Raw genomic sequence first — 20,587 nt, forward strand, 5'->3', positions numbered from 1 at the left:
CTCCGACGACAGCACGGCCCCGACCGCCGTTCGGACGTGTCGGGGCCGTGCAGACGTGCGGGATCGTCAGGACCCGAGAATCACCTTCGCCTCGCTGAAGAACTCTTCGACGGCCTGATCGACGGTCTTCGTCCCCAGACCCAGCTCCTTGCCGAGGTCCCAGAACTTCTGCTCGAGCGAGCCGTAGCCGATCACTGCGGGGGGCGGTGCGTCGCCGATCCGGTCGGCTTCCGCCTCGATGTAGTCGGCGACCTGCTGGTCAGGACCCTCGAGCGTCGCGCCCTCGAGCTTGCTGCTCGACGCGGGGAACCCGAGAGTCGTCCCGAAGATCTCGCCCGCCTCGGGGCTGTTGACCACGAAGTCGAGGAAGATCGCGGCCGCCTCAGGGTGTTCCGTCTTCGCCGACACCGCGACCTGCAGGCCGCCCTGACGGTAGAGGTCCTTCGACCCCGGCTCGGCAGTGGGCGGAGCGACGATCGCGATCGAGGACGCACCGGAGTCCGCCAGGTATCCCCCGAGGAAGTTGCTCCAGCTCATCTCGCTGAGTGTCCGGGTCGCCCCGAAACCGGAGATCGGGCTCACCTCTTCGAGCTGCTGCTGCGGGATGGCGACGCCGTCCCGCACGTCGGCGCCCGACTCCCAGAACGCCGCGAGCTCCTCCTCCGTGAAGCCGAGCTCGCCCTCGTCGGTGTACAGCGCCTTCCCGGCCGCGCGCAGCTGCAGCTCGAGCACCTGGATCCGCTGGGTGTAGTCGGTTCCGCCGAACGGGTCGCCTCCGGTCGCCTCGGTGACCTCGGCCATCCACGTGTCGAACTCCTCGAACGTGGTTCCGCCCTCGGGGAGGGCGACCCCGCTCTGCTCGAGGAGATCCTCGTTCACGAAATTCGCCCAGAGACTGAACCCCGTCGGCAACGAGTACTGCTTGTCACCGAGCTGGCCGGTGGCGAGGAGACCCTCGTCGAAGGTGGAGAAGTCCACGTGGTCGGACACCTCGTTCAGATCGAGCACATTGCCCGTCTCCCCGTACTGACGGAGGTAGCTGTCGGAGAACTGGAAGACGTCGGGCAGGTTGCCACTGGCGGCTTCGACCTGACGCTGCTCCCAAAAGCTCGGGAAGTCGGTGAAGGTCGAGTTGATGGTGATGTTGGGGTACTGCTCGTTGAACGCGTCGATCAGCTCGCCGTATCGGGCGGCGCGATCGTCGTTGCCCCACCAGGCGAAGTCGAGCGAGACCTTCTCGTCGGGGTCGAACGCGGCGGCGTCCTCAGAGGCAGCCGCGCTGCATCCTGCCAGGGCCATCACGGCTGCCGTTGAAAGCGCAAGCGCGCTGAGTATGCGGGTTCGGAACATCATCGTCCTCTCGCCGTCCGCCATGGACGGTCGCTCGTCGCGCTAGGAAAGCGCTTGCCGACAAGTTAGGGGACGACACTCCTCCTCCGCAAGCGGCGGTCGTCACACGACGAAGGGGGCGTTCCGGACGATGTCCGGAACGCCCCCTTCGCCTGACGCGTCAGGCCTTGCTGTCAGCCAGCGTGTAGCCGACCTCGCCGTGCACGACGGTGTCGATGCCGGCGATCTCGTCCTCGTTCTTCACGCGGAAGCCGATCGTCTTCTCGATCGCGAAGCCGATGATGAAGGCGAGCACGAAGGAGTAGACGAGCACCGCGAGCGCCGCGATCGCCTGCACCAGCAGCTGCGTGGCGTCACCACCGACGAACAGGCCGGTGCCGGTGGCGAAGAAGCCCAGGTAGAGCGTTCCGATGAGGCCACCGACGAGGTGGATGCCGACCACGTCGAGCGAGTCGTCGAAGCCGAGCTTGAACTTCAGCTCGATCGCCAGGGCGCACACCGCACCGGCGATGACGCCGAGGAGGATCGCGAAGATCGGCGTCACCGATGCGCATGCCGGCGTGATGGCCACGAGGCCTGCGACCGCACCGGACGCAGCGCCGACGGAGGTGGGCTTGCCGTCCTTGATCTTCTCGACGACGAGCCAGGCGAGCAGCGCGGCGGCGGGAGCGGCAATCGTGTTGACGAAGGCCAGCGCGGCGGTGTTGTCGGCCGCGAGCTCCGATCCGGCGTTGAAGCCGAACCATCCGAACCACAGCAGGCCGGCTCCGAGGAGGACGAAGGGCGGGTTGTGCGGGACGTGCACGCCCTTCTGGAAGCCGACACGCTTGCCGAGGACCAGGGCGAGTGCGAGAGCCGCGGCTCCGGCGTTGATGTGGACGGCGGTACCGCCGGCGAAGTCGATCGCGCCGACGCCGAAAGTCTCCTGGAGACCGTGGGTGATCCACCCGCCGTAGGCGAAGGAACCGTCATCGGCGAGACCGAAGTTGAAGACCCAGCTGGCGACGGGGAAGTAGACGACGGTCGCCCAGACCCCGGCGAAGATCATCCATGCGCCGAATTTGGCACGGTCGGCGATGGCGCCCGACACGAGCGCCACGGTGAGGATGGCGAACGTCGCCTGGAAGGCGACGAATGCCAGCGGCGGGTAGGCCGAACCTTCGGGCGCCTCGAGGACGCTGGTGAGGCCGATCGCGCTGCCGTCGATCGCCCAGGGGAACAGCGTGCCCTCCGCACCGGGGAAGGCGATCGCGTAGCCGAAGACGACCCAGAGGACGCCGATCAGGCCGAGCGCGCCGAAGCTCAGCATCATCATGCTGATCACGCTCTTGGCTTTGACGAGGCCGCCGTAGAAGAACGCCAGTCCGGGCGTCATCAGCAGGACGAACGCGGCCGCGATGAGTATGAATGCGGTGTTGCCTTGATCCATCTCGAAGGGAACCTCTCTGCAGGGACGCAGGTATAGCGTCGGGTGTCCCCCAGTGTCGAGTGCTCCAGTTACCCGAGCGGTCCCGTCCGTGTTTCGAGATGGTTACGAGGACTCCACGGAGGTAAACATCAGGTTTCGCAGCACCGAAAACCCGCCGCGCGGACGCTCAGGAGTGGGTGAGAGCGACGAGTCGGGACGTTGCGCGGAGGTACTTCTTGCGGTAACCGCCGCCGAGCATGTCCTCCCCGAAGACCTCGTCGAGCGGGACGCCCGTCGCGCGGATCGGGATCTGCGCGTCGTACGCGCGGTCGACGAACGCGACCAGCCGCAGAGCCGCGGACTGGTCCTGAAGCGTCGTGACATTCCGAAGGCCGATCTCCCCGAGGCCTTCGATGAGCCGGATGTAGCGCGACGGGTGCACCGTCGCGAGATGGGCGACGAGGGCGGCGAACTCGTCGTCCGAGACCACGGCACCCGTCGCCGCCTCGGCCACCGCTGCCGAGTAGTCCTCCTCCGACAGTGCCACCGCGTGGCCGTCGACGGCGCGCTGGCGGTAGTCGGTGCCGTCGATGCGGATCGTCTCGAAGTGCTCCGCCATGGCGTGGATCTCCCGAAGGAAGTCCTGCGCTGCGAATCGTCCTTCGCCGAGCGCGTTCGGCGGGGTGTTCGAGGTCGCTGCCAGCTTGGTGCCGGTCGGGACGAGCTCGCCGATGAGGCGGGTCATCACCATCGTGTCGCCGGGATCGTCGAGCTCGAACTCGTCGATGCAGAGGAGATCTGCTCCCCGGAACAGCTCGACGGTCTTCTGGTACCCCATAGCACCGACGAGAGCGGTGTACTCGATGAACGAACCGAAGTACTTCCGGCGCGCCGGCATCGCGTGGTAGATCGATGCCAGCAGGTGCGTCTTGCCGACGCCGAATCCGCCGTCGAGGTACACGCCGGGCTTCATGTCCGGCTCGCGCTTGGCCCGGCGGAAGAATCCGCCACGACCCGAGGACGCACCGGCGCCACCGGCACTGAACCGCTGCAGCAGATCCTTGGCGTCCTGCTGCGAGGGGTAGTCGGCATCCGCACGATAGGTGTCGAACGTCGCCCCGTCGAACTGGGGCGGCGGCACGAGGGCTGCGACCATCTCGGAGCCGCTGACCTGCGGATGACGTTCGCTCAGATGAGCGATTCCAGCGGAGACGAGGGGCACCCCTCAATGCTAGTCGCGTGGGAGAGCGTGCGAGGATGGCGACGTGTGGGTCACCGAGGTACTCCCGTCGTCGGGAGAGAGAGCGGATGCCGGCACGCCCGAGGGCCGTCGCTGGCTCGCCGAGCGGTACCACCGCAGTGAGTCCGCCTACGTCCGGCTCAATATGATCGCCTCGCTCACCGGCGCGGCCGCCGGCGCCGACGGGACGAGCGACACCCTCACGAACCGCGTCGATCGGGCGATCCTCGGTGCGATCAGGGCCGATGCCGACGTCGTCCTGGTCGGGGCTCAGAGCGTGCGGGCGGAGGGGTATCTCGTCCCCCGCCATGCGCGTCTAGCGATCGCGTCCGCGTCGGGAGACCTGGCGGGCCATCGCCTCACCCTGGACCCCGACGGACCCGAGGACCAGGTGCTGCTCCTCCTGCCCGACAGCGCGACAGCTCCCGGGCTGGCCTACGGCATGACCGCTGTGAGCGTGCCCGGCGGGGAGCGCATGACGCCCGCGAGCATCGTCGCGGCGCTGTGCCGCCGAGGTCTTCCCCGCATCGTCTGCGAGGGGGGCCCCTCCCTCGCCTCCCAGTTCGCCGAAGCCGGCCTGATCGACGAGTACTGCGTGACCTCGGCGCCGGCGCTGACACCGGTCGCGTCGGCGTTCCTCGACCTGACCCGCCCGGTCGACACGGACGCGGCGGGGATGCTGGTCGACGAGTCGGGTTTCAGCTATCTGCGTCTGCGGCGGAGCTGAGCCGCTGACGCCCGAGCCATCCTCGGATCGCGGCGGTCCAGCGGTCCTCGTCGTAGTTCCAGAGCTTCGTGTGACGAGCGCCGGTGAACTCTTCGAGCTCGACGAGATCGACGCGCGCATCCCGCAGCGCCCGCGACGCATCGGGCGGCACGAAGTCGTCCCCGTCGCTGTGGAGGATGAGCGTCGGGGCTCGCAGCTCCGCGGCGCGCGTCACGAGGTCGAGGTCATCGAATGAGATGGCGACATCGGAGCCGGTGAGGCGTCCTGTCCAGGCCCGCCCCAGTGCGCCGAGAGCGAGCGCCGTGAGCGGACGCGGCATCCCGAGCAGCCGCGCCTGATAGGTCAGGACCTGGCGCCAGTCGACGACCGGCGAGTCGAGGACGACGCCGACGATGAGGTCGCGGTGCGCCGAGTTCAACGCGAGCTGCAGCACGATCGCTCCGCCCATCGACCACCCGAGGAGGACGATCCGCGTGGCGCCGTGCTCGCGGGCGTAGGCGAGGGCCTGATCCACGTCGCGCCATTCGGTGGTGCCGAGCCCGTACGTGCCGCGTCGGCTGTCGGGGGCATCGCCGTCGTTCCGGTACGACACCAGGAGGGACGTCAGGCCGGCCGCCCGGAAGACCGATACCGCCCGCAGGCTCTCGGATTTGGTAGTGCCGCGCCCGTGGACGTGGATCGCCCACGTCGTCGACGCCTCATCTGCGGGAAAAAGCCACGCCGGGCACGCACCGATCGGGGCATCGATCACGACGTCGTCATAGGGGACGTGCAGCTCGTCGGGATGCGTGAAGTACCAGCCACTGAACGCCGCTTCCGCAGCGAGCTCGTCGGCGGACGAGATCTGCGTCAGGAGCTTGCGCGTGACCTGCTCCGCGTCCGACGACAGCACCGTGCCGACCTTGAGATAGTCCTGGGTGCCCGAGGTGAACAGGCCGTATCGGCCCGGCAGAGCGGTGTCGGGGGTGCGACCGAGAGTGATCGTCTGCGCCGCCGTGTCGACGTCCACCAACAGGGTGTCGGGGATCCGCGCGGATCGGGTGACGACGCGTCGCGCGACGCGACCGGCGACGATCGCCAGGGCTCCGGTCGCTCCCACGAGTGCGGTCGTCAGGCCGAAGACCGTTCCGCGGACCACCGCGGCGGAACCGGGGCGGACGCTGTCGGGCACGGCGCGCCTGGAAGCCATCATGGTGGCCTCATCCTACTCTGACGACGTGGACGAACCCCTGGTCGGTGAACCGGCCTTCACCACCGCCGCCGATGCCCTCCGCGCCCTGCGCTTCCGAGACGACTTCGCCGTTCGGGAGATCGACGCGCCCTCCTCCCTGGCACCCGACGCGATCGCCTTCGCCGGCGACGTGCGTCCGGAAGAGGCCGGCATCGACTCCCCCTACGGCACCGGCCGGATCGTGATCCTCCACGACGCCGGCGAACCCGACGCGTGGGGCGGTCCGTGGCGCATCGTCTGTTTCGCGCAGGCGCCGCTCGAACCCGAGATCGGCACCGACCCGCTGCTCGCCGATGTGGCCTGGTCGTGGCTCGTCGACGCGCTCGCCGCGCGCGGAGCCTCGTTCCACGCGGCATCCGGCACCGCGACGAAGACACTGTCGAAGGGGTTCGGTACACTCGCCGCCGAGGGTGATGGTGCGCAGATCGAATTGCGCGCCTCCTGGTCGCCGGACGGCGACATCACACATCACATGGACGCATGGGCAGAGCTCGTGTGCATGCTCGCGGGACTTCCCCCGGGATCGGAGAACATCGCCGTGTTCGGTGGACAGCGGAGCGCACGTGGCTGAGTACGAGGTCATCGCCGACAAGGCCACCGCGGACGCCGCGGCCGCGACGCTCGCCGCGGGCACCGGGCCCGTCGCCGTCGACGTGGAACGCGCATCGGGTTTCCGCTACTCGCAGCGCGCTTACCTCATCCAGGTGTTCCGCCGGGATGCCGGTGTGTTCCTGTTCGATCCCCCGTCCATCGGCGACATGAGCGCGCTGCAGCAGGCGATCGGCGAAGAGGAATGGGTTCTCCACGCCGCGAGCCAGGACCTGCCCTCGCTTCGGGAGGATGGCCTCGAGCCGCCTCGCATCTTCGACACCGAGCTCGCGTCGCGTCTGCTCGGACACGAGCGCGTCGGGCTCGGCGCCGTCGTCGAGGATACGCTCGGCATCTCGCTCGCCAAGGCTCACAGCGCTGCCGACTGGTCGACGCGCCCCTTGCCGCAGTCCTGGCTCGAGTACGCAGCACTCGACGTCCTGCACTTGATCGATGTGCGCGACGCCCTCGTCGCCGAACTCGCCGAACAGGATAAGACGCAGATCGCCGCGGAGGAGTTCGAGGCCGTCCGCACCCGCCTGCCCAAGCCGCCGCGGGAAGAGCCCTGGCGCCGCCTGAGCGGACTTCACACGCTGCGCGGCCGGCGCGCGCTCGCCGTCGCTCGCGCGCTGTGGACGGCGCGCGAGGAGTTCGCGCAGGAGCAAGACGTGTCGCCCGGTCGCCTCGTCCCCGACCGCGCGCTCGTCGCGGCCGTGGCCGCGAATCCCGAATCGAAGGCGGACCTCGCGAAGGTGAAGGAGTTCACCGGGCGGGCCAGTCGCAGTCAGCTCGATCGCTGGTGGGCCGCCATCGAGAGCGGCCGCGTCGACCCGACGCTGCCGCCCGAGCGCGGCCCGGGTGACGGCATGCCCCCGCCGCGCGCGTGGGCTGATCGCAACCCGCCGGCCGACGCTCGCCTGAAGGCTGCGCGTCCGGTCGTCGAAGAGATCGCCACCGAGCTCGCGATGCCGACGGAGAACCTGCTGACGCCCGACACCCTCCGCCGGGTCGCCTGGAATCCCCCCGAGGACCCCACCGTCGACTCGATTGGAGCCGCGCTGGTCGAACACGGCGCGCGAGCGTGGCAGGTTGCACACACTGCACAGGCGATCGCCGATGCCTTTGTGGAATCCGTGCACGAGGTCGAGGACGTCCCCGAGATGGATTCGTAGGTTCGACCCAACCGATTTCGCCCGGATAGGCCGCTCTCTAGGGTGGGAGAGAACCCTACTTTGGAGGCAATGTGGCCGAGATTTCGGACGTCTATTTCGTCGACGGCATGCGCACCCCGTTCGGGCGCGCCGGAGAGAAGGGCGTGTACTGGAACACCCGGGCCGATGACCTCGCCGTGAAGGCGACGATCGGTCTCATACAGCGCAACCCCGGCGTGCCCGCCGAGCGGATCGACGATGTCGCCATCGCCGCGACGAGCCAGACCGGCGAACAGGGCCTGACCCTGGGGCGTTCCGTCGCCATCCTCGCGGGTCTCCCGCAGACGGTGCCCGGGTTCGCGATCGACCGCATGTGCGCGGGCGCCATGACCAGCGTGACGACGATGGCCGCGTCGATCGGGGTCGGCATGTACGACGTCGCGCTCGCGGGCGGCGTCGAGCACATGGGCCACTACCCCATCGGCGGCAACACCGACCCGAATCCCCGTTTCGTCGCCGAGAAGATGGTCGACCCGGGAGCGCTCAACATGGGAGTCACCGCGGAGCGCATCTTCGACCGGTACCCGCACCTGACGAAGGAGCGTTCCGACCGATTCGGCATGCTCAGCCAGCACAAGGCGCAGGCGGCCTACGACGCAGGGAAGTTCCAGAAGGACCTCGTGCCCGTCGCGGTGAAGGATGCCGCGGGGGCGTGGGGCCTCGCGACCGAGGACGAGGGCCGCCGGCCGCAGACCACGATGGCCGATCTGGCCGCATTGAAGACGCCGTTCCGTCCGCACGGGCGCGTGACCGCGGGCACATCGTCGCCCCTCACCGACGGTGCGACGATGTCGCTCCTCGCCAGTGGCGGCGCGGTCTCGGAACTGGGCCTCTTCCCCAAGATGCGGATGGTCTCCTTCGCCTTCGCGGGCGTGCAGCCCGAGATCATGGGGATCGGGCCGATCCCCTCCACGGAGAAGGCCCTGAAGAAGGCCGGACTGTCGATCTCCGACATCGGGCTGTTCGAGCTCAACGAGGCCTTCGCCGTCCAGGTCATCTCACTCCTCGATCACTTCGGCATCGCCGACGACGACCCGCGGGTGAACGCCTGGGGCGGAGCGATCGCGCTCGGACATCCCCTCGCGGCATCCGGTGTGCGGCTCATGATCCAGCTCGCCGCCCAGTTCGCCGAGCGCCCCGACGTCCGCTACGGCCTCACGGCGATGTGCGTGGGTCTCGGTCAGGGCGGCTCGGTCATCTGGGAGAACCCGCACTACAACGGCAAGAAGAAGAAGTAAGGACGCGCGATGACGAATTACGACGAGATCGACTTCTCGCCACTGCTCGCCCTCTCGGACAGCGAGGTCGTGACGCGGTCCCTGGTGCGAGACATCACCCTGCCGAGCGGTGCGGTGCTCGCCCTCATCACGCTCGATAACGGGCGCGACCACACCCGGCCCAACACCCTCGGTCCGGCGACCCTGACCGAGCTCGGCGAGACGCTCGATGCGCTTCGAGGACGGGCCGCCGCCGGCCAGATCCAGGCGGTCGGCATCACCGGAAAGCAGTACATCCTCGCCGCCGGCGCAGACCTGAGCGAGGTGAGCAGCGTCGGCTCGAAGGACAACGCCCGCCTGATCGCCCAGCTCGGCCACCGCGTTCTCGGCAAGCTCTCCGACCTCGGTGTACCGTCCTTCGCGTTCGTGAACGGACTGGCTCTGGGAGGCGGCCTCGAGATCGCGCTCAACTCGACCTACCGGACGGTCGACGCGTCGGCAGCTGCCGTGGCTCTGCCCGAGGTCTTCCTCGGGATCATTCCCGGCTGGGGTGGCGCGTACCTCCTGCCGAACCTCATCGGCATCGAGAACGCGCTCGAAGTGGTCGTCTCCAACCCGCTCAAGCAGAACCGGGTGCTGAAGCCGGCGCAGGCGCTCGAGCTCGGCATCATGGACGCCCTCTTCCCCGCCTCCACCTACCTGGAGGACTCCCTCCGCTGGGCGGACGGGGTGCTCGGCGGAGCGGTCAAGGTGGAGCGGAAGAACGCGCCCAGCAAAATCGAGCGACTCACTAAGTGGCCGATCGCGATCAAGGTCGCGCGGGGCATGCTCGAGGCCAAGATCGGCACCATGCCGCGGGCTCCCTACGTCGCACTCGACCTTCTCGACAAGGCCAAGAGCGGCACGAAGGCCGACGGCTTCGCCCGCGAGGACGACGCACTCGCCGACCTCGTGACGGGCGACCAGTTCGCGGCATCCATGTACGCCTTCGATCTCGTTCAGAAGCGCGCCAAGCGTCCTGTCGGCGCCCCCGACAAGGCGCTGGCGAAGAAGGTGACGAAGGTCGGCATCATCGGCGCCGGGCTCATGGCCAGCCAGTTCGCGCTGCTGTTCGTGCGGAAGCTCCGAGTGCCGGTGCTCATCACCGATCTCGACCAGGAGCGCGTCGATAAGGGCGTGGCCTACATCCACGAGGAGATCGGCAAGCTCGCGGCGAAGGGCCGCCTCGATGCGGATGCGGCGAACCAGCTCCGCGCGCTCGTGACGGGAACGACCGACAAGAGCCTCTACGCGGACTGCGACTTCGTCATCGAGGCGGTCTTCGAAGAGGTCGGCGTCAAGCAGGCGGTCTTCGCGGAGATCGAAGCCATCGTGGCCGACGACGCCGTTCTCGCCACCAACACGTCGTCGCTGTCCGTCGAGGAGATCGGCTCCCGGCTGGCTCATCCCGAGCGCCTGGTCGGCTTCCACTTCTTCAACCCGGTCGCCGTGATGCCGCTGATCGAGATCGTCAGAACCCCGCAGACAGCGGATGCCGCACTGTCGACCGCGTTCGTGGTCGCGAAGGGTCTCGGGAAGAACGCCGTCCTGACCGCCGATGCGCCCGGCTTCGTCGTGAACCGGCTCCTCGCAAAGGTGATGGGCGAGGCGGCGCGAGCCGTCTACGAGGGCACTCCGGTCGCCGACGTCGAGAAGGCTTTCGCACCGCTGGGCCTGCCGATGGGACCGTTCCAGTTGATCGATCTGGTGGGATGGAAGGTGGCGGCCCACGTGCAGGACACGATGGTCCGCGCCTTCCCGGATCGCTTTTACGCCAACGACAACTTCCACGAACTGGCAGAGCTCGGTGAGGTGGTCGAGAAGGACAAGGGCGGCCGCGTCACCGGCTTCACCAAGGCAGCCGAGAAGGTCGCGAAGAAGGCGGTGGGCCCGACCAGCACTCCTGCCGCCGAGATCCTCCGGCGCGTGCAGGATGGCCTCGCGGAGGAGATCAAGCTGATGCTCGACGAGGGTGTGGTGCCCGAGGTGCAGGACATCGACCTCTGCCTCGTGCTGGGCGCCGGGTGGCCTTTCATCGACGGCGGTGCGACCCCGTACCTCGACCGTGAGGGCGCGAGTGAGCGCGTGTTCGGCGACACTTTCCACACGCCGCCGATCCGCGGCATCGCCTGATCGTCGGAGGTGGATCGGTGCGGCCCCGGGCGTGAGTCCGGGGCCGCACCCGTCTCACACCAGGTGGGACTGCGCCGCGCGGACGCGGAGATCACGGGCGAGGTGGTCGCGCTGCTCGATCACGATGCGGCGGAGCGAGCCCGGCGCATCGAGGTTCTCCTCGAGCCAGGCGTCCACCGGCGCGGTGCTGCCTGCCGCGGGGAAGAGCCCGCGGACGAGCCGCGCGGCGATCTCGATGCTGCGCTCCGTCCACACCGGGCGGATCCGCGCGAAGTAGTCCGCATCGAACCCCGCGACGAGGTCGCGCCGGCCGCCGGCACGGGCTCCGCGGATCGTCGCATCGAGGTGGTCGTTCGTGAGCGTCTCGTCGCTCCATGCGGCCCGCCAGGCGGCGGACCGGACGTCGGCGTCGGGCCGGGCAGCGAGCACGGCGACCCGGGCAGTACTCCCCGCGGCGGTCGCGTCGCGCTCATACTCCGCCGCAGCCTCCGCCTCGCCCGCATGTCCGGTGGCGGCGAGGGCGAACGTCCACGACCAGCGCAACTCGGGGTCGAGCGCGAGGCCGGCCGGCACGGCCGCGCTCCCCGACAGCATCCCCGCCATCTCGGCCCCGCGGGCATCGGTCGACTCGGCGGCGACACCCACGGCGCGCGCCCACACCAGCTGTGCATCGGAGCCCGGCTCCGCCGCCAGCATGGCCTCCCACGCGCTGCCGAGCCACGCCCGGGCGGCATCGGCGCGCTCGGCCTCGGGCAGATAGTGCCCCACGGCGAACGCGGCGTGCGCGAGGACGTCCGCGAGCAGCGCGGGGTTGGTCTCCTTCGGGGCATGCCGCGCGGCGAAGGAGACGTAGCGAGCCGCCGCGAGCTCACCGTCCCGCGTCGCGTTCCACAGCGCCGCCCACACGACGCCGCGCGTCACGGCATCCGTCAGCGTCGACAGCCCCGTCTCGAGGGCTGTCACGGAGCGCCCGTCGAGCCGAACCTTCACGTAGGAGCGGTCATCGTCGTTCGCGATGATCAGGTCGGCGTCCGGCATGACCGGCGCGTCCACCGCGGTCCGCTCCCCCGCGACGTCGACACTCACCCGACCACGTTCGACGAGCCGCTCTCCCTCGAGGTCGTAGAGCCCCAGACGCAGCCGGTGCGGGCGGGCGATGTCCTGCGTGACGGCGAGCGGTGCACGCTCGACGTGCACGGTCGGGATGCCGGTGGTCTCGAGCCAGGCCGCGCTCCACGTTCGGAGGTCGCGACCGGATGCCGCTTCGAGGGCCGCGAGCAGATCGGCCAGGGTCGTGTTGCCGTACGCGTGGTCGGCGAAGTACCGCTGTGCGCCCCGGAAGAAGGCGTCCTCACCCACGAACCCCACGAGCTGCTTGAGCACCGAGGCGCCCTTGGCGTAGGTGATCCCGTCGAAGTTCAGCTTCGCCGCCTCGAGGTCAGGGATGTCCGCAACGATCGGATGCGTCGTCGGAAGCTGATCCTGCGTATACGCCCAGCCCTTCCGACGACTCGCGAAGGTCACCCACGCGTCGTCGAATCCGCCGGCAGCGACGGCGACGTGCGATCCCATGAAGTCGGCGAACGACTCCTTCAGCCACAGGTCGTCCCACCACCGCATCGTCACCAGGTCGCCGAACCACATGTGCGCCATCTCGTGGAGGATCGTGTTCGCCCGGGCCTCGCGCTGCGCCTGCGTGGCCTTGCCGCGGAAGACGTACGACTCGGTGAAGGTCACGAGTCCGGGGTTCTCCATGGCTCCGAGGTTGTACTCCGGAACGAAGATCTGGTCGTACTTGCCCCAGGGGTAGTCCTGTCCGAACGTCGCCGTCAGGTAGTCGAGCCCTCGGCGCGTGACCTCGAGGATGTCCTCTCCGTCGAGGTGCGGCGCGAGCGATGCCCGGCAGAGGACACCGAGTTCGACATCCTGCCGCTCACCCTCCCACCGGCCCGAGATCCGGTGGTACCGCCCCGCGGCGACGGCCGTGATGTAGCTCGACAGCGGAAGCGTCTCGGCGAAGACCACCTCGTCACCCCCGGCGACCGTCGTCCGGCCGGTCTCGGCGCCGTTCGACAGGACGGTCCACCCGGTGGGCGCCGTGACGACGAAACTCCAGCGCGCCTTCATGTCGGGCTGCTCGAAGCACGGGTACACGCGGCGGCAGTCGGCGGGCTCGTACTGCGTGTAGAGGTACACCTCGCCGTCGACGGGGTCGACGAATCGGTGGAGGCCTTCGCCCGACCGGCTGTACCGCCCGCGCGCCCGGACCCGGACGACGTTCTCGGCGACCAGTCCGCTCACCCTGATGCGCGCGCCGTCCCAGTCGACCGGCTGCAGTTCGCCGTTGACGACGACCTCCTCCACCGCGTCTCCCAGGAAGTCGATCCACGTCGTCTCCCCCGTCGACGAGAACGTGAGCGTGCTCGCCGTGCCGAACGAGAGGGCCGAGGCGTCTTCGGCCGATCTCACGTCCACCTCGACCCGCATCGTGTGGAGGGTGATCGTGGCGGCGCGGGCGGCCGTCTCTTCGCGCGTCAGGTTGGCAGAGCTCATCCCCCCATCGTTCCACGCGTCCCCGCGCGCCGCGGAGGACGCGGGTCAGTCGGAGCGACGGGCCCCGTCGGTCGGGTCTTGGAACCACATCGCGTCGGCATCGGACTCAGGATGCTGGCGGGCCACCGGAACGCGGGTGCCGAGAACCTGGGCCACGACGTCCTGGGCGATCTTGGACGCCGTCAGACCGGCATCCTCGAGGATCTGCTCACGCGTCGCGTGATCGATGAACTCGTCCGGGAGGCCGAGCTCGTCGACCGCGGTCGAGACACCGGCCTCGCGCAGCACCTGGCGGACGCGCGTGCCGACGCCGCCGACGCGGATGCCGTCCTCGATCGTGATGACCAGCCGGTGCTCGCGCGCGAGATCGACGATCGCCGGCCGGATCGGCACCGCCCACCGCGGGTCGACCACCGTGGCGCCGATCCCCTGCGCTCGCAGCCTCGCGGCGACGTCGACGGCGACGTGCGCCATCGGGCCGATGCCGACGAGGAGGACGTCTTCCGAGCCGCTGCGCACGAGCACATCCGTGCCGTCGGGAAGCCTCTCGACGGCCTCCAGCGGCTCGGGGATCGTCCCCTTCGGGAACCTCACGACCGTGGGCGCGTCGGAGACCGTGACGGCCTCATCGAACAGCTCACGGAGGCGATCGCCGTCGCGCGGGGCGGCGATGCGGATGCCGGGAACGAGCTGCAGCATCGCGAGGTCCCAGACGCCGTGATGGCTCGGCCCGTCGGGTCCGGTGACTCCGGAGCGGTCGAGGACGAAGGTGACGCCCGCCTTGTGCAGGGCGACGTCCATGAGGACCTGGTCGAAGGCGCGGTTGATGAATGTCGCGTACAGCGCGACCACGGGGTGGAGGCCGCCGTAAGCCAGCCCGGCCGACGACGCGACCGCGTGCTGCTCCGCGATGCCCACGTCGTACACGCGGTCGGGGAAGCGCTGCGCGATCGCTTGCAGTCCCGTAGGGCGGAGCATCGCCGCCGTCATCGCGATGACCTCCGGATGCCGCTCGGCCGCCGCCACCAGGGCGTCGGAGAACACATCCGTCCATGCGACGGCATCCGAGGCACCGAGGGGTTCCCCGGTGCTCGGGTCGATCTTGCCGACGGCGTGGAACTGGTCGGCCTCGTCGCGGCGCGCGGGCTCGTAGCCGCGTCCTTTCTCGGTGATCGTGTGGACGATGACGGGAGCGCCGTACTCCTTCGCGAGTCGGAGGGTCTCTTCGAGGGCGTCGAGATCGTGACCGTCGATCGGTCCGAGGTACTTGATGTCGAGGTTCGAGTACAGGGCGACGTTATTGGTGAAGCGTGAGAGGAAGCCGTGGGTGCCGCCTCGGACACCCCGGTAGACGGCGCGACCGGCCGGTCCGAGCATGCGGAACATCGTGGCGGACCGGCGGCGGAGCGTCTCGTACGTGTCGGCGGTCCGCATCCGGTTGAGGTAGCGCGCCATCCCGCCGATCGTGGGCGCGTACGAGCGGCCGTTGTCGTTGACGACGATCACGAGATTGCGGTCGTTGTCATCGGAGATGTTGTTGAGCGCCTCCCACGTCATGCCACCGGTGAGAGCGCCGTCACCCACGACCGCGATCACGTGACGGTCCTTGCGACCGGTCCGCGTGAACGCGCGGGAGACGCCGTCCGCCCAGCTCAGCGAGCTCGACGCGTGCGACGACTCGACCACGTCGTGCTCGCTCTCCGAGCGCTGCGGGTAGCCCGCGAGGCCGCCGCGCGAGCGGAGTCCGGTGAAGTCCTGCCGACCGGTGAGCAGCTTGTGCACGTACGACTGGTGGCCCGTGTCGAAGATGATCGGGTCCTGCGGGGAGTCGAACACGCGGTGGAGGGCGATCGTCAGCTCGACCACGCCGAGGTTCGGCCCGAGGTGACCGCCGGTGCGCGCAACGTTCTCGACGAGGAAGGCGCGGATCTCATCGGCGAGGGTCCGGAGCTCTTCGCCCGAGAGCGCATCGAGATCCCGTGGCCCGTGGATGCTCCCCAGAAGACTCATGGCCTGAGTCTACGCGTCGGGAACGCGAGAACCCCCGACGCCGCGAAGGGAGTCGGGGGTTCTCGGATGCCGGAGAGCGGCCGGTCAGACCAGCGAACGCAGCACGTACTGCAGGATGCCGCCGTTGCGGTAGTAGTCGGCCTCACCGGGGGTGTCGATGCGGACGACCGCGTCGAACTCGACCGTCTGCTTGCCCTCCGCGGAGAACTCGCTCGGCTCGGCGACGACCTTCACGGTCTTCGGCGTGACGCCCTCGTTGAGCTCCTCGAGGCCGGTGATCGAGACGATCTCCGTGCCGTCGAGCCCGAGCGACTTCCAGGTCTCACCCGCGGGGAACTGGAGCGGGACGACGCCCATGCCGATGAGGTTCGAGCGGTGGATGCGCTCGAAGCTCTCGGTGATGACTGCCTTCACTCCGAGGAGGCTGGTGCCCTTGGCCGCCCAGTCGCGCGACGATCCGGAGCCGTACTCCTTGCCGCCGAAGACGACGAGCGGGGTGCCCTGCTCCTGGTAGTTCTGGCTCGCGTCGTAGATGTACGACTGCGGGCCGCCCTCCTTCGTGAAGTCGCGGGTGAATCCACCCTCGACGACCTTGCCGTCGTTGACTGCCGACACCAGCTCGTTCTTGAGCCGGATGTTCGCGAACGTGCCGCGGATCATGACCTCATGGTTTCCGCGACGCGAGCCGTAGGAGTTGAAGTCCTTCTGTGCGACGCCGTGCTCGGTCAGGTACTCCGCAGCGGGCGTACCCGCCTTGATGTTGCCGGCCGGGCTGATGTGGTCGGTCGTGACCGAGTCGCCGAGCGTCGCCATGACGCGTGCGTTCGAGATGTCGGTGACAGGAGAGGGGGTGCGCTCCATGCCGTCGAAGTACGGCGCCTTGCGGACGTAGGTGGAGTCCTCCGCCCATTCGAACGTCGGGCCGGTGGGCGTCGGGAGGTTCTTCCAGCGCTCGTCGCCGTCGAAGACCGTGGCGTACTGCTTGATGAACTGCTCGCGGGAGATCGACGCGTCGATGACGGTCTGGACCTCTTCCGACGACGGCCAGATGTCCTGCAGGAAGACGTCCTGACCGCTGCTGTCCTTGCCGAGCGCGTCACTGTCGAAGTCGAAGTTCATCGACCCCGCCAGGGCGTACGCCACGACGAGCGGCGGCGACGCGAGGTAGTTCATCTTCACGTCAGGGCTGATGCGGCCCTCGAAGTTGCGGTTGCCCGAGAGGACGGCCGTGACGGCCAGATCGTTCTCGTTGATCGCTGCCGACACCTCTTCGATGAGCGGTCCCGAGTTGCCGATGCAGATCGTGCAGCCGTAGCCCACCGTGTAGAAGCCCAGGCCTTCGAGATCCTTGTCGAGGCCGGACTTCTCGTAGTAGTCCGTGACGACCTTCGAGCCGGGGCCGAGCGTGGTCTTGACCCACGGCTTCTGCTTCAGGCCCTTCTCGCGCGCCTTCCGCGCCAGGAGGCCGGCGGCGATCATGACGGTCGGGTTCGAGGTGTTCGTGCAGGAGGTGATGGCAGCGAGGGTGACCGCGCCGTTGTCGAGCATGTACGACTGCCCGTCCGGCGTGGTCACCTTGACCGGCTTGGATGCGGAGTGGCGATCGCCGGAGACGAGCACCGACTCGACGTGCTCGTGCTGGTGGGAGACGCCCTCGGCAGAGATGGTCTCGTGCTCCACACCGGGCGCGGAGCCGGGGTCGGAGGCCGGGAACGTGCCTTCGAGCTCGACGGCGTCCTCGCTGGTCGGCTCCGCGTAGTTCAGGATGTCCTTCGCGAACTGCGACTTCGCCTCGGAGAGGAGGATGCGGTCCTGCGGGCGCTTCGGACCGGCGATCGACGGGACGACCGTCGAGAGGTCGAGCTCCATGAACTCGCTGAAGGTGAGCTCGCGCGACGGGTCGTGCCAGAGCGACTGCTCCTTCGCGTACGCCTCGACGAGTGCGACGGTCTGCTCGTCGCGGCCGGTGAGGCGCAGGTAGTCGAGCGTGACGTCGTCGATGGGGAACATCGCGGCCGTCGAGCCGAACTCGGGGCTCATGTTGCCGATGGTGGCGCGGTTGGCGAGCGGGACCTGCGCGACGCCGTCGCCGTAGAACTCGACGAACTTGCCCACGACGCCGTGCTTGCGGAGCATGTCGGTGATCGTCAGGACCACGTCGGTCGCGGTGACACCCGCCGGGATCTCGCCCGAGAGCTTGAATCCGACGACGCGCGGGATGAGCATCGAGACGGGCTGACCGAGCATTGCCGCCTCGGCTTCGATGCCGCCGACGCCCCAGCCGAGCACGCCCAAGCCGTTGACCATCGTGGTGTGCGAGTCGGTGCCGACGCAGGTGTCGGGGTACGCGCGGAGCACGCCGTCGACGGAGCGGTCGTAGATGACCTTCGCGAGGTGCTCGATGTTGACCTGGTGGACGATTCCGGTTCCCGGGGGCACGACCTTGAAGTCGTCGAAGGCCGTCTGACCCCAGCGCAGGAACTGGTAGCGCTCGCCGTTGCGCTCGTACTCGATCTCGACGTTGCGCTCGAGGGCGTTCTCCGAGCCGAACAGGTCGGCGATGACGGAGTGGTCGATGACCATCTCGGCCGGAGAGAGGGGGTTGATCTTGTTGGGATCGCCGCCGAGCGCGGTGACCGCCTCTCGCATCGTCGCGAGGTCGACGATGCAGGGGACGCCGGTGAAGTCCTGCATGACCACGCGGGCGGGCGTGAACTGGATCTCGGTCGTGGGCTCCGCATCGGCATCCCAGTCACCGAGGGCCTGGATCTGCTCCTTGGTGACGTTCGCACCGTCTTCGGTGCGAAGCAGGTTCTCGAGCAGCACCTTGAGGCTGAACGGGAGTTTCTCGTAACCGTCGACCTTGTCGACGCGGAAGATCTCGTAGTCGGTGCCGCCGACTGTCAGTGTGCTCTTGGCACCGAAGCTGTCAACAGTGGACACGTGTGCTCTCCTTCATCGGCGGGCGCAAGCTCGCGCTTGCTTTCCCATCTTCCCCGCGCTCGTCGTCGAGGGCTAGTGAGGCGCACCTTACTCTCGCCGCGCGGAAATTTATCTTGACGTCAAGATAAATCTATCACGCCTTACGAGGGGGATACACCGCTCGTACCGCCAGCCAGGTGACGGCGACGAGGGGGGCGAACAGCGGCAGGCCCATGACCAGCTTCCATGTTCCGAGCGCAGCGACGTCGCCGGCGAGGTACAGCGGGAATTGCACGCCCAGGCGCAGGAAGAAGAGCGCGGCCCACGCGATCGCCAGCCAGAAGAAGACCCGCCGTTTGCGGCGATCCTGCCGCCAGGCGATGCCCTCGTTCATCAAGAAGCCGACGGCGAGGCCGATGAGCGACCACCCTACGAGCGCCGACACGAGGAACGCCGACCCGTAGACGGCGTTCGTGATCAGCCCGGGTACGAAGTTGTCCTCGCCGCGCCCCGTGAACAGTGCGAGGGCCGCCGCCACGCCTGCGGCCACGAGCCCTCCGAACGCCGCCGAAGCAGGCGAACGCTGCACGAGCCGAATGACCGTGAACACGACCGCCAAACCCAGCGAGGCAACGAGTGCGGGAACGAGGCTCTGGCCCGTGGCGGTGTACACGACGACGAACGCGAGACCCGGCAGCACGGATTCCGCGACACCCCGCCAGCCCCCCATGGCGCGCCAGACGACATGTCCGGTGCCTGCGTCAGCGGCCGGGTCGAGGCCCGCTCGTCGCGCAGCACCACCGAGCGCCCCCGCGAGGAGCGCCGACGCAGCCGGGTCCGCAGCAGGCGGATCCGTGGTCGGACGAGCGGCGTCCGGCCGCGTGTCTTCTGAGGGATGCTCCGAGCCGCCCGGGTTCGCCGGAGAGGTCATGCGGCGCCCGGCGACGCCGGCATCTTCAGCGGAATCAGGTCTCGCGGCGGCATCGGCGTGTTGCCGCGGACGACGACGATCGACCGGAACAGGTCCTCGATCTGCGCGGCCGCATCGATGTCGCTCGCAGCGGCGCCGCCGATCACGCCGCGTAGGAACCAGCGGGGGCCGTCCACTCCGACGAACCTTGCGAGGCGCTTGTCCGCGCCCCCCTCGGCGCCGACGACGGGCACCTCGGCGAGGAGCTCGGGACCGAGCGGGCCCTCGCGCTCTTCGACGCGGCCGCCCTGCTCGCGGATCTGCTGGCGGATCTGCTCGCGGGTCTCCTCCCAGAGCCCGGCCGAGCGGGGCGCCGCGAACGGCTGCACCTGGAGCGTCGACGCGGCGTAGTCCAGACCCACCGCGACGATGCGCTTCGTCTGCTCCTCGACCTCGAGTCGGAGGTTCAGCCCTTCACGCGGAAGGATCTTGACCCCGCCGAGGTCGATGTACGGGCGCACGGCGTTGGCCTCGGTCTCGTCGAAGGGGCCGTTGGCGGCGCGATCGGCGGGTGCGGACTTGATGTCGGGGTCGCTCATGCGAGATGTCCTGTCGTGTAACCGGTGGATCCGAAGCCGTCCTCGCCGCGCACACTCTCGGGGAGGACGTCGACGGGAAGGAAGGTGACGCGCGGGACCGCCATCACGATGAGCTGGGCGATGCGGTCTCCCGGGGCCACATCGAAGGCGGTCGCCGTGTCGGTGTTGAGGAGGGTGACCTTGATCTCACCGCGGTAGCCGGCATCCACCGTCCCGGGAGAGTTCAGCACGGTGATGCCGTGTTTGGCGGCCAAGCCGCTCCGTGGGACGACGAAGGCGACGTAGCCGTCGGGAAGGGCGATGCGCACGCCCGTGCCGATCAGAGCGCGCTCCCCCGGGCCGATCCGCACGGTCTCGGTGGCGACCAGATCCGCACCGGCATCGCCCGGGTGGGCGTAGACGGGGACAAGTGCCGAGATAATGGGAACGTCCACGGTATCCATCACCCC

At 68.8% G+C, this 20,587-nt stretch carries 15 protein-coding genes; 5 read left to right on the top strand and 10 right to left on the bottom strand.

Annotation, left to right across the window (positions count from 1 at the left end; genetic code table 11):
* Positions 1-66: 66 nt before the first annotated feature.
* From ACJJV7_RS04205 to zapE, 3 genes are all read right to left on the bottom strand, one after another.
* Entirely contained in the window at positions 67-1,299 is a 1,233-nt protein-coding gene (locus ACJJV7_RS04205) for an ABC transporter substrate-binding protein (protein WP_405372971.1), read from the bottom strand.
* 211 nt (positions 1,300-1,510) lie between these two features.
* Positions 1,511-2,779 carry an ammonium transporter gene (locus ACJJV7_RS04210; RefSeq protein ID WP_405372924.1) on the bottom strand — a complete coding sequence of 423 codons (1,269 nt, stop codon included), beginning with the start codon at positions 2,777-2,779 and terminating at the stop codon, positions 1,511-1,513.
* A 166-nt stretch (positions 2,780-2,945) separates the two neighbouring features.
* Positions 2,946-3,914 (bottom strand): cell division protein ZapE, encoded by a 969-nt coding sequence (zapE, locus tag ACJJV7_RS04215; protein WP_405372970.1) that lies wholly within the window; start codon positions 3,912-3,914, stop codon positions 2,946-2,948.
* 109 nt (positions 3,915-4,023) lie between these two features.
* Between zapE and ACJJV7_RS04220 the strand changes: the two genes are divergently transcribed.
* Entirely contained in the window at positions 4,024-4,725 is a 702-nt protein-coding gene (locus ACJJV7_RS04220) for a dihydrofolate reductase family protein (RefSeq protein ID WP_405372923.1), read from the top strand.
* Here ACJJV7_RS04220 and ACJJV7_RS04225 read toward each other — a convergent pair.
* On the bottom strand, positions 4,697-5,917 hold the full coding sequence (locus tag ACJJV7_RS04225; RefSeq protein ID WP_405372922.1) for an alpha/beta hydrolase family protein: 1,221 nt from the start codon (positions 5,915-5,917) through the stop codon (positions 4,697-4,699). The two genes, ACJJV7_RS04220 and ACJJV7_RS04225, sit on opposite strands and share 29 nt — an antisense overlap.
* A gap of 25 nt (positions 5,918-5,942) precedes the next feature.
* Here ACJJV7_RS04225 and ACJJV7_RS04230 point away from each other — a divergent pair, with 25 nt between their 5' ends.
* The 4 genes from ACJJV7_RS04230 (at position 5,943) to ACJJV7_RS04245 (ending at position 11,144) form a co-directional block, all read left to right on the top strand.
* Positions 5,943-6,527, top strand: coding sequence for a DUF3000 domain-containing protein (locus tag ACJJV7_RS04230; RefSeq protein ID WP_405372921.1), 585 nt, complete (start codon positions 5,943-5,945; stop codon positions 6,525-6,527).
* Complete coding sequence (locus tag ACJJV7_RS04235) at positions 6,520-7,716, top strand: ribonuclease D (protein ID WP_405372920.1); 1,197 nt, start codon at positions 6,520-6,522, stop codon at positions 7,714-7,716. Before ACJJV7_RS04230 ends, ACJJV7_RS04235 begins: the two co-directional genes overlap by 8 nt.
* A gap of 71 nt (positions 7,717-7,787) precedes the next feature.
* Positions 7,788-8,993: a thiolase family protein gene (locus ACJJV7_RS04240; protein WP_405372919.1), complete on the top strand. Its 1,206-nt coding sequence runs from the start codon at positions 7,788-7,790 to the stop codon at positions 8,991-8,993.
* 9 nt (positions 8,994-9,002) lie between these two features.
* On the top strand, positions 9,003-11,144 hold the full coding sequence (locus tag ACJJV7_RS04245; protein ID WP_405372918.1) for a 3-hydroxyacyl-CoA dehydrogenase NAD-binding domain-containing protein: 2,142 nt from the start codon (positions 9,003-9,005) through the stop codon (positions 11,142-11,144).
* Between the two features lie 54 nt (positions 11,145-11,198).
* On the opposite strand, the gene pepN is transcribed toward ACJJV7_RS04245, so the two are convergent.
* From pepN to dut, 6 genes are all read right to left on the bottom strand, one after another.
* On the bottom strand, positions 11,199-13,697 hold the full coding sequence (pepN, locus tag ACJJV7_RS04250; protein ID WP_405372917.1) for an aminopeptidase N: 2,499 nt from the start codon (positions 13,695-13,697) through the stop codon (positions 11,199-11,201).
* 45 nt (positions 13,698-13,742) lie between these two features.
* Positions 13,743-15,707 (bottom strand): 1-deoxy-D-xylulose-5-phosphate synthase, encoded by a 1,965-nt coding sequence (gene dxs, locus ACJJV7_RS04255; protein ID WP_405372916.1) that lies wholly within the window; start codon positions 15,705-15,707, stop codon positions 13,743-13,745.
* Between the two features lie 84 nt (positions 15,708-15,791).
* Positions 15,792-18,650, bottom strand: a complete 2,859-nt coding sequence (locus ACJJV7_RS04260; RefSeq protein ID WP_405372915.1) for an aconitate hydratase — start codon at positions 18,648-18,650, stop codon at positions 15,792-15,794.
* A 133-nt stretch (positions 18,651-18,783) separates the two neighbouring features.
* Complete coding sequence (locus ACJJV7_RS04265) at positions 18,784-19,560, bottom strand: DUF3159 domain-containing protein (RefSeq protein WP_405372914.1); 777 nt, start codon at positions 19,558-19,560, stop codon at positions 18,784-18,786.
* Positions 19,557-20,138 (bottom strand): DUF3710 domain-containing protein, encoded by a 582-nt coding sequence (locus ACJJV7_RS04270; RefSeq protein ID WP_405372913.1) that lies wholly within the window; start codon positions 20,136-20,138, stop codon positions 19,557-19,559. Before ACJJV7_RS04270 ends, ACJJV7_RS04265 begins: the two co-directional genes overlap by 4 nt.
* Positions 20,135-20,584 carry a dUTP diphosphatase gene (gene dut / locus ACJJV7_RS04275; RefSeq protein ID WP_405372912.1) on the bottom strand — a complete coding sequence of 150 codons (450 nt, stop codon included), beginning with the start codon at positions 20,582-20,584 and terminating at the stop codon, positions 20,135-20,137. The genes ACJJV7_RS04270 and dut overlap by 4 nt, the downstream gene beginning before the upstream one ends.
* Between the last annotated feature and the right edge of the window lie 3 nt (positions 20,585-20,587).

This window comes from Microbacterium sp. Ld4, assembly GCF_045066555.1.
GTDB lineage: Bacteria > Actinomycetota > Actinomycetes > Actinomycetales > Microbacteriaceae > Microbacterium.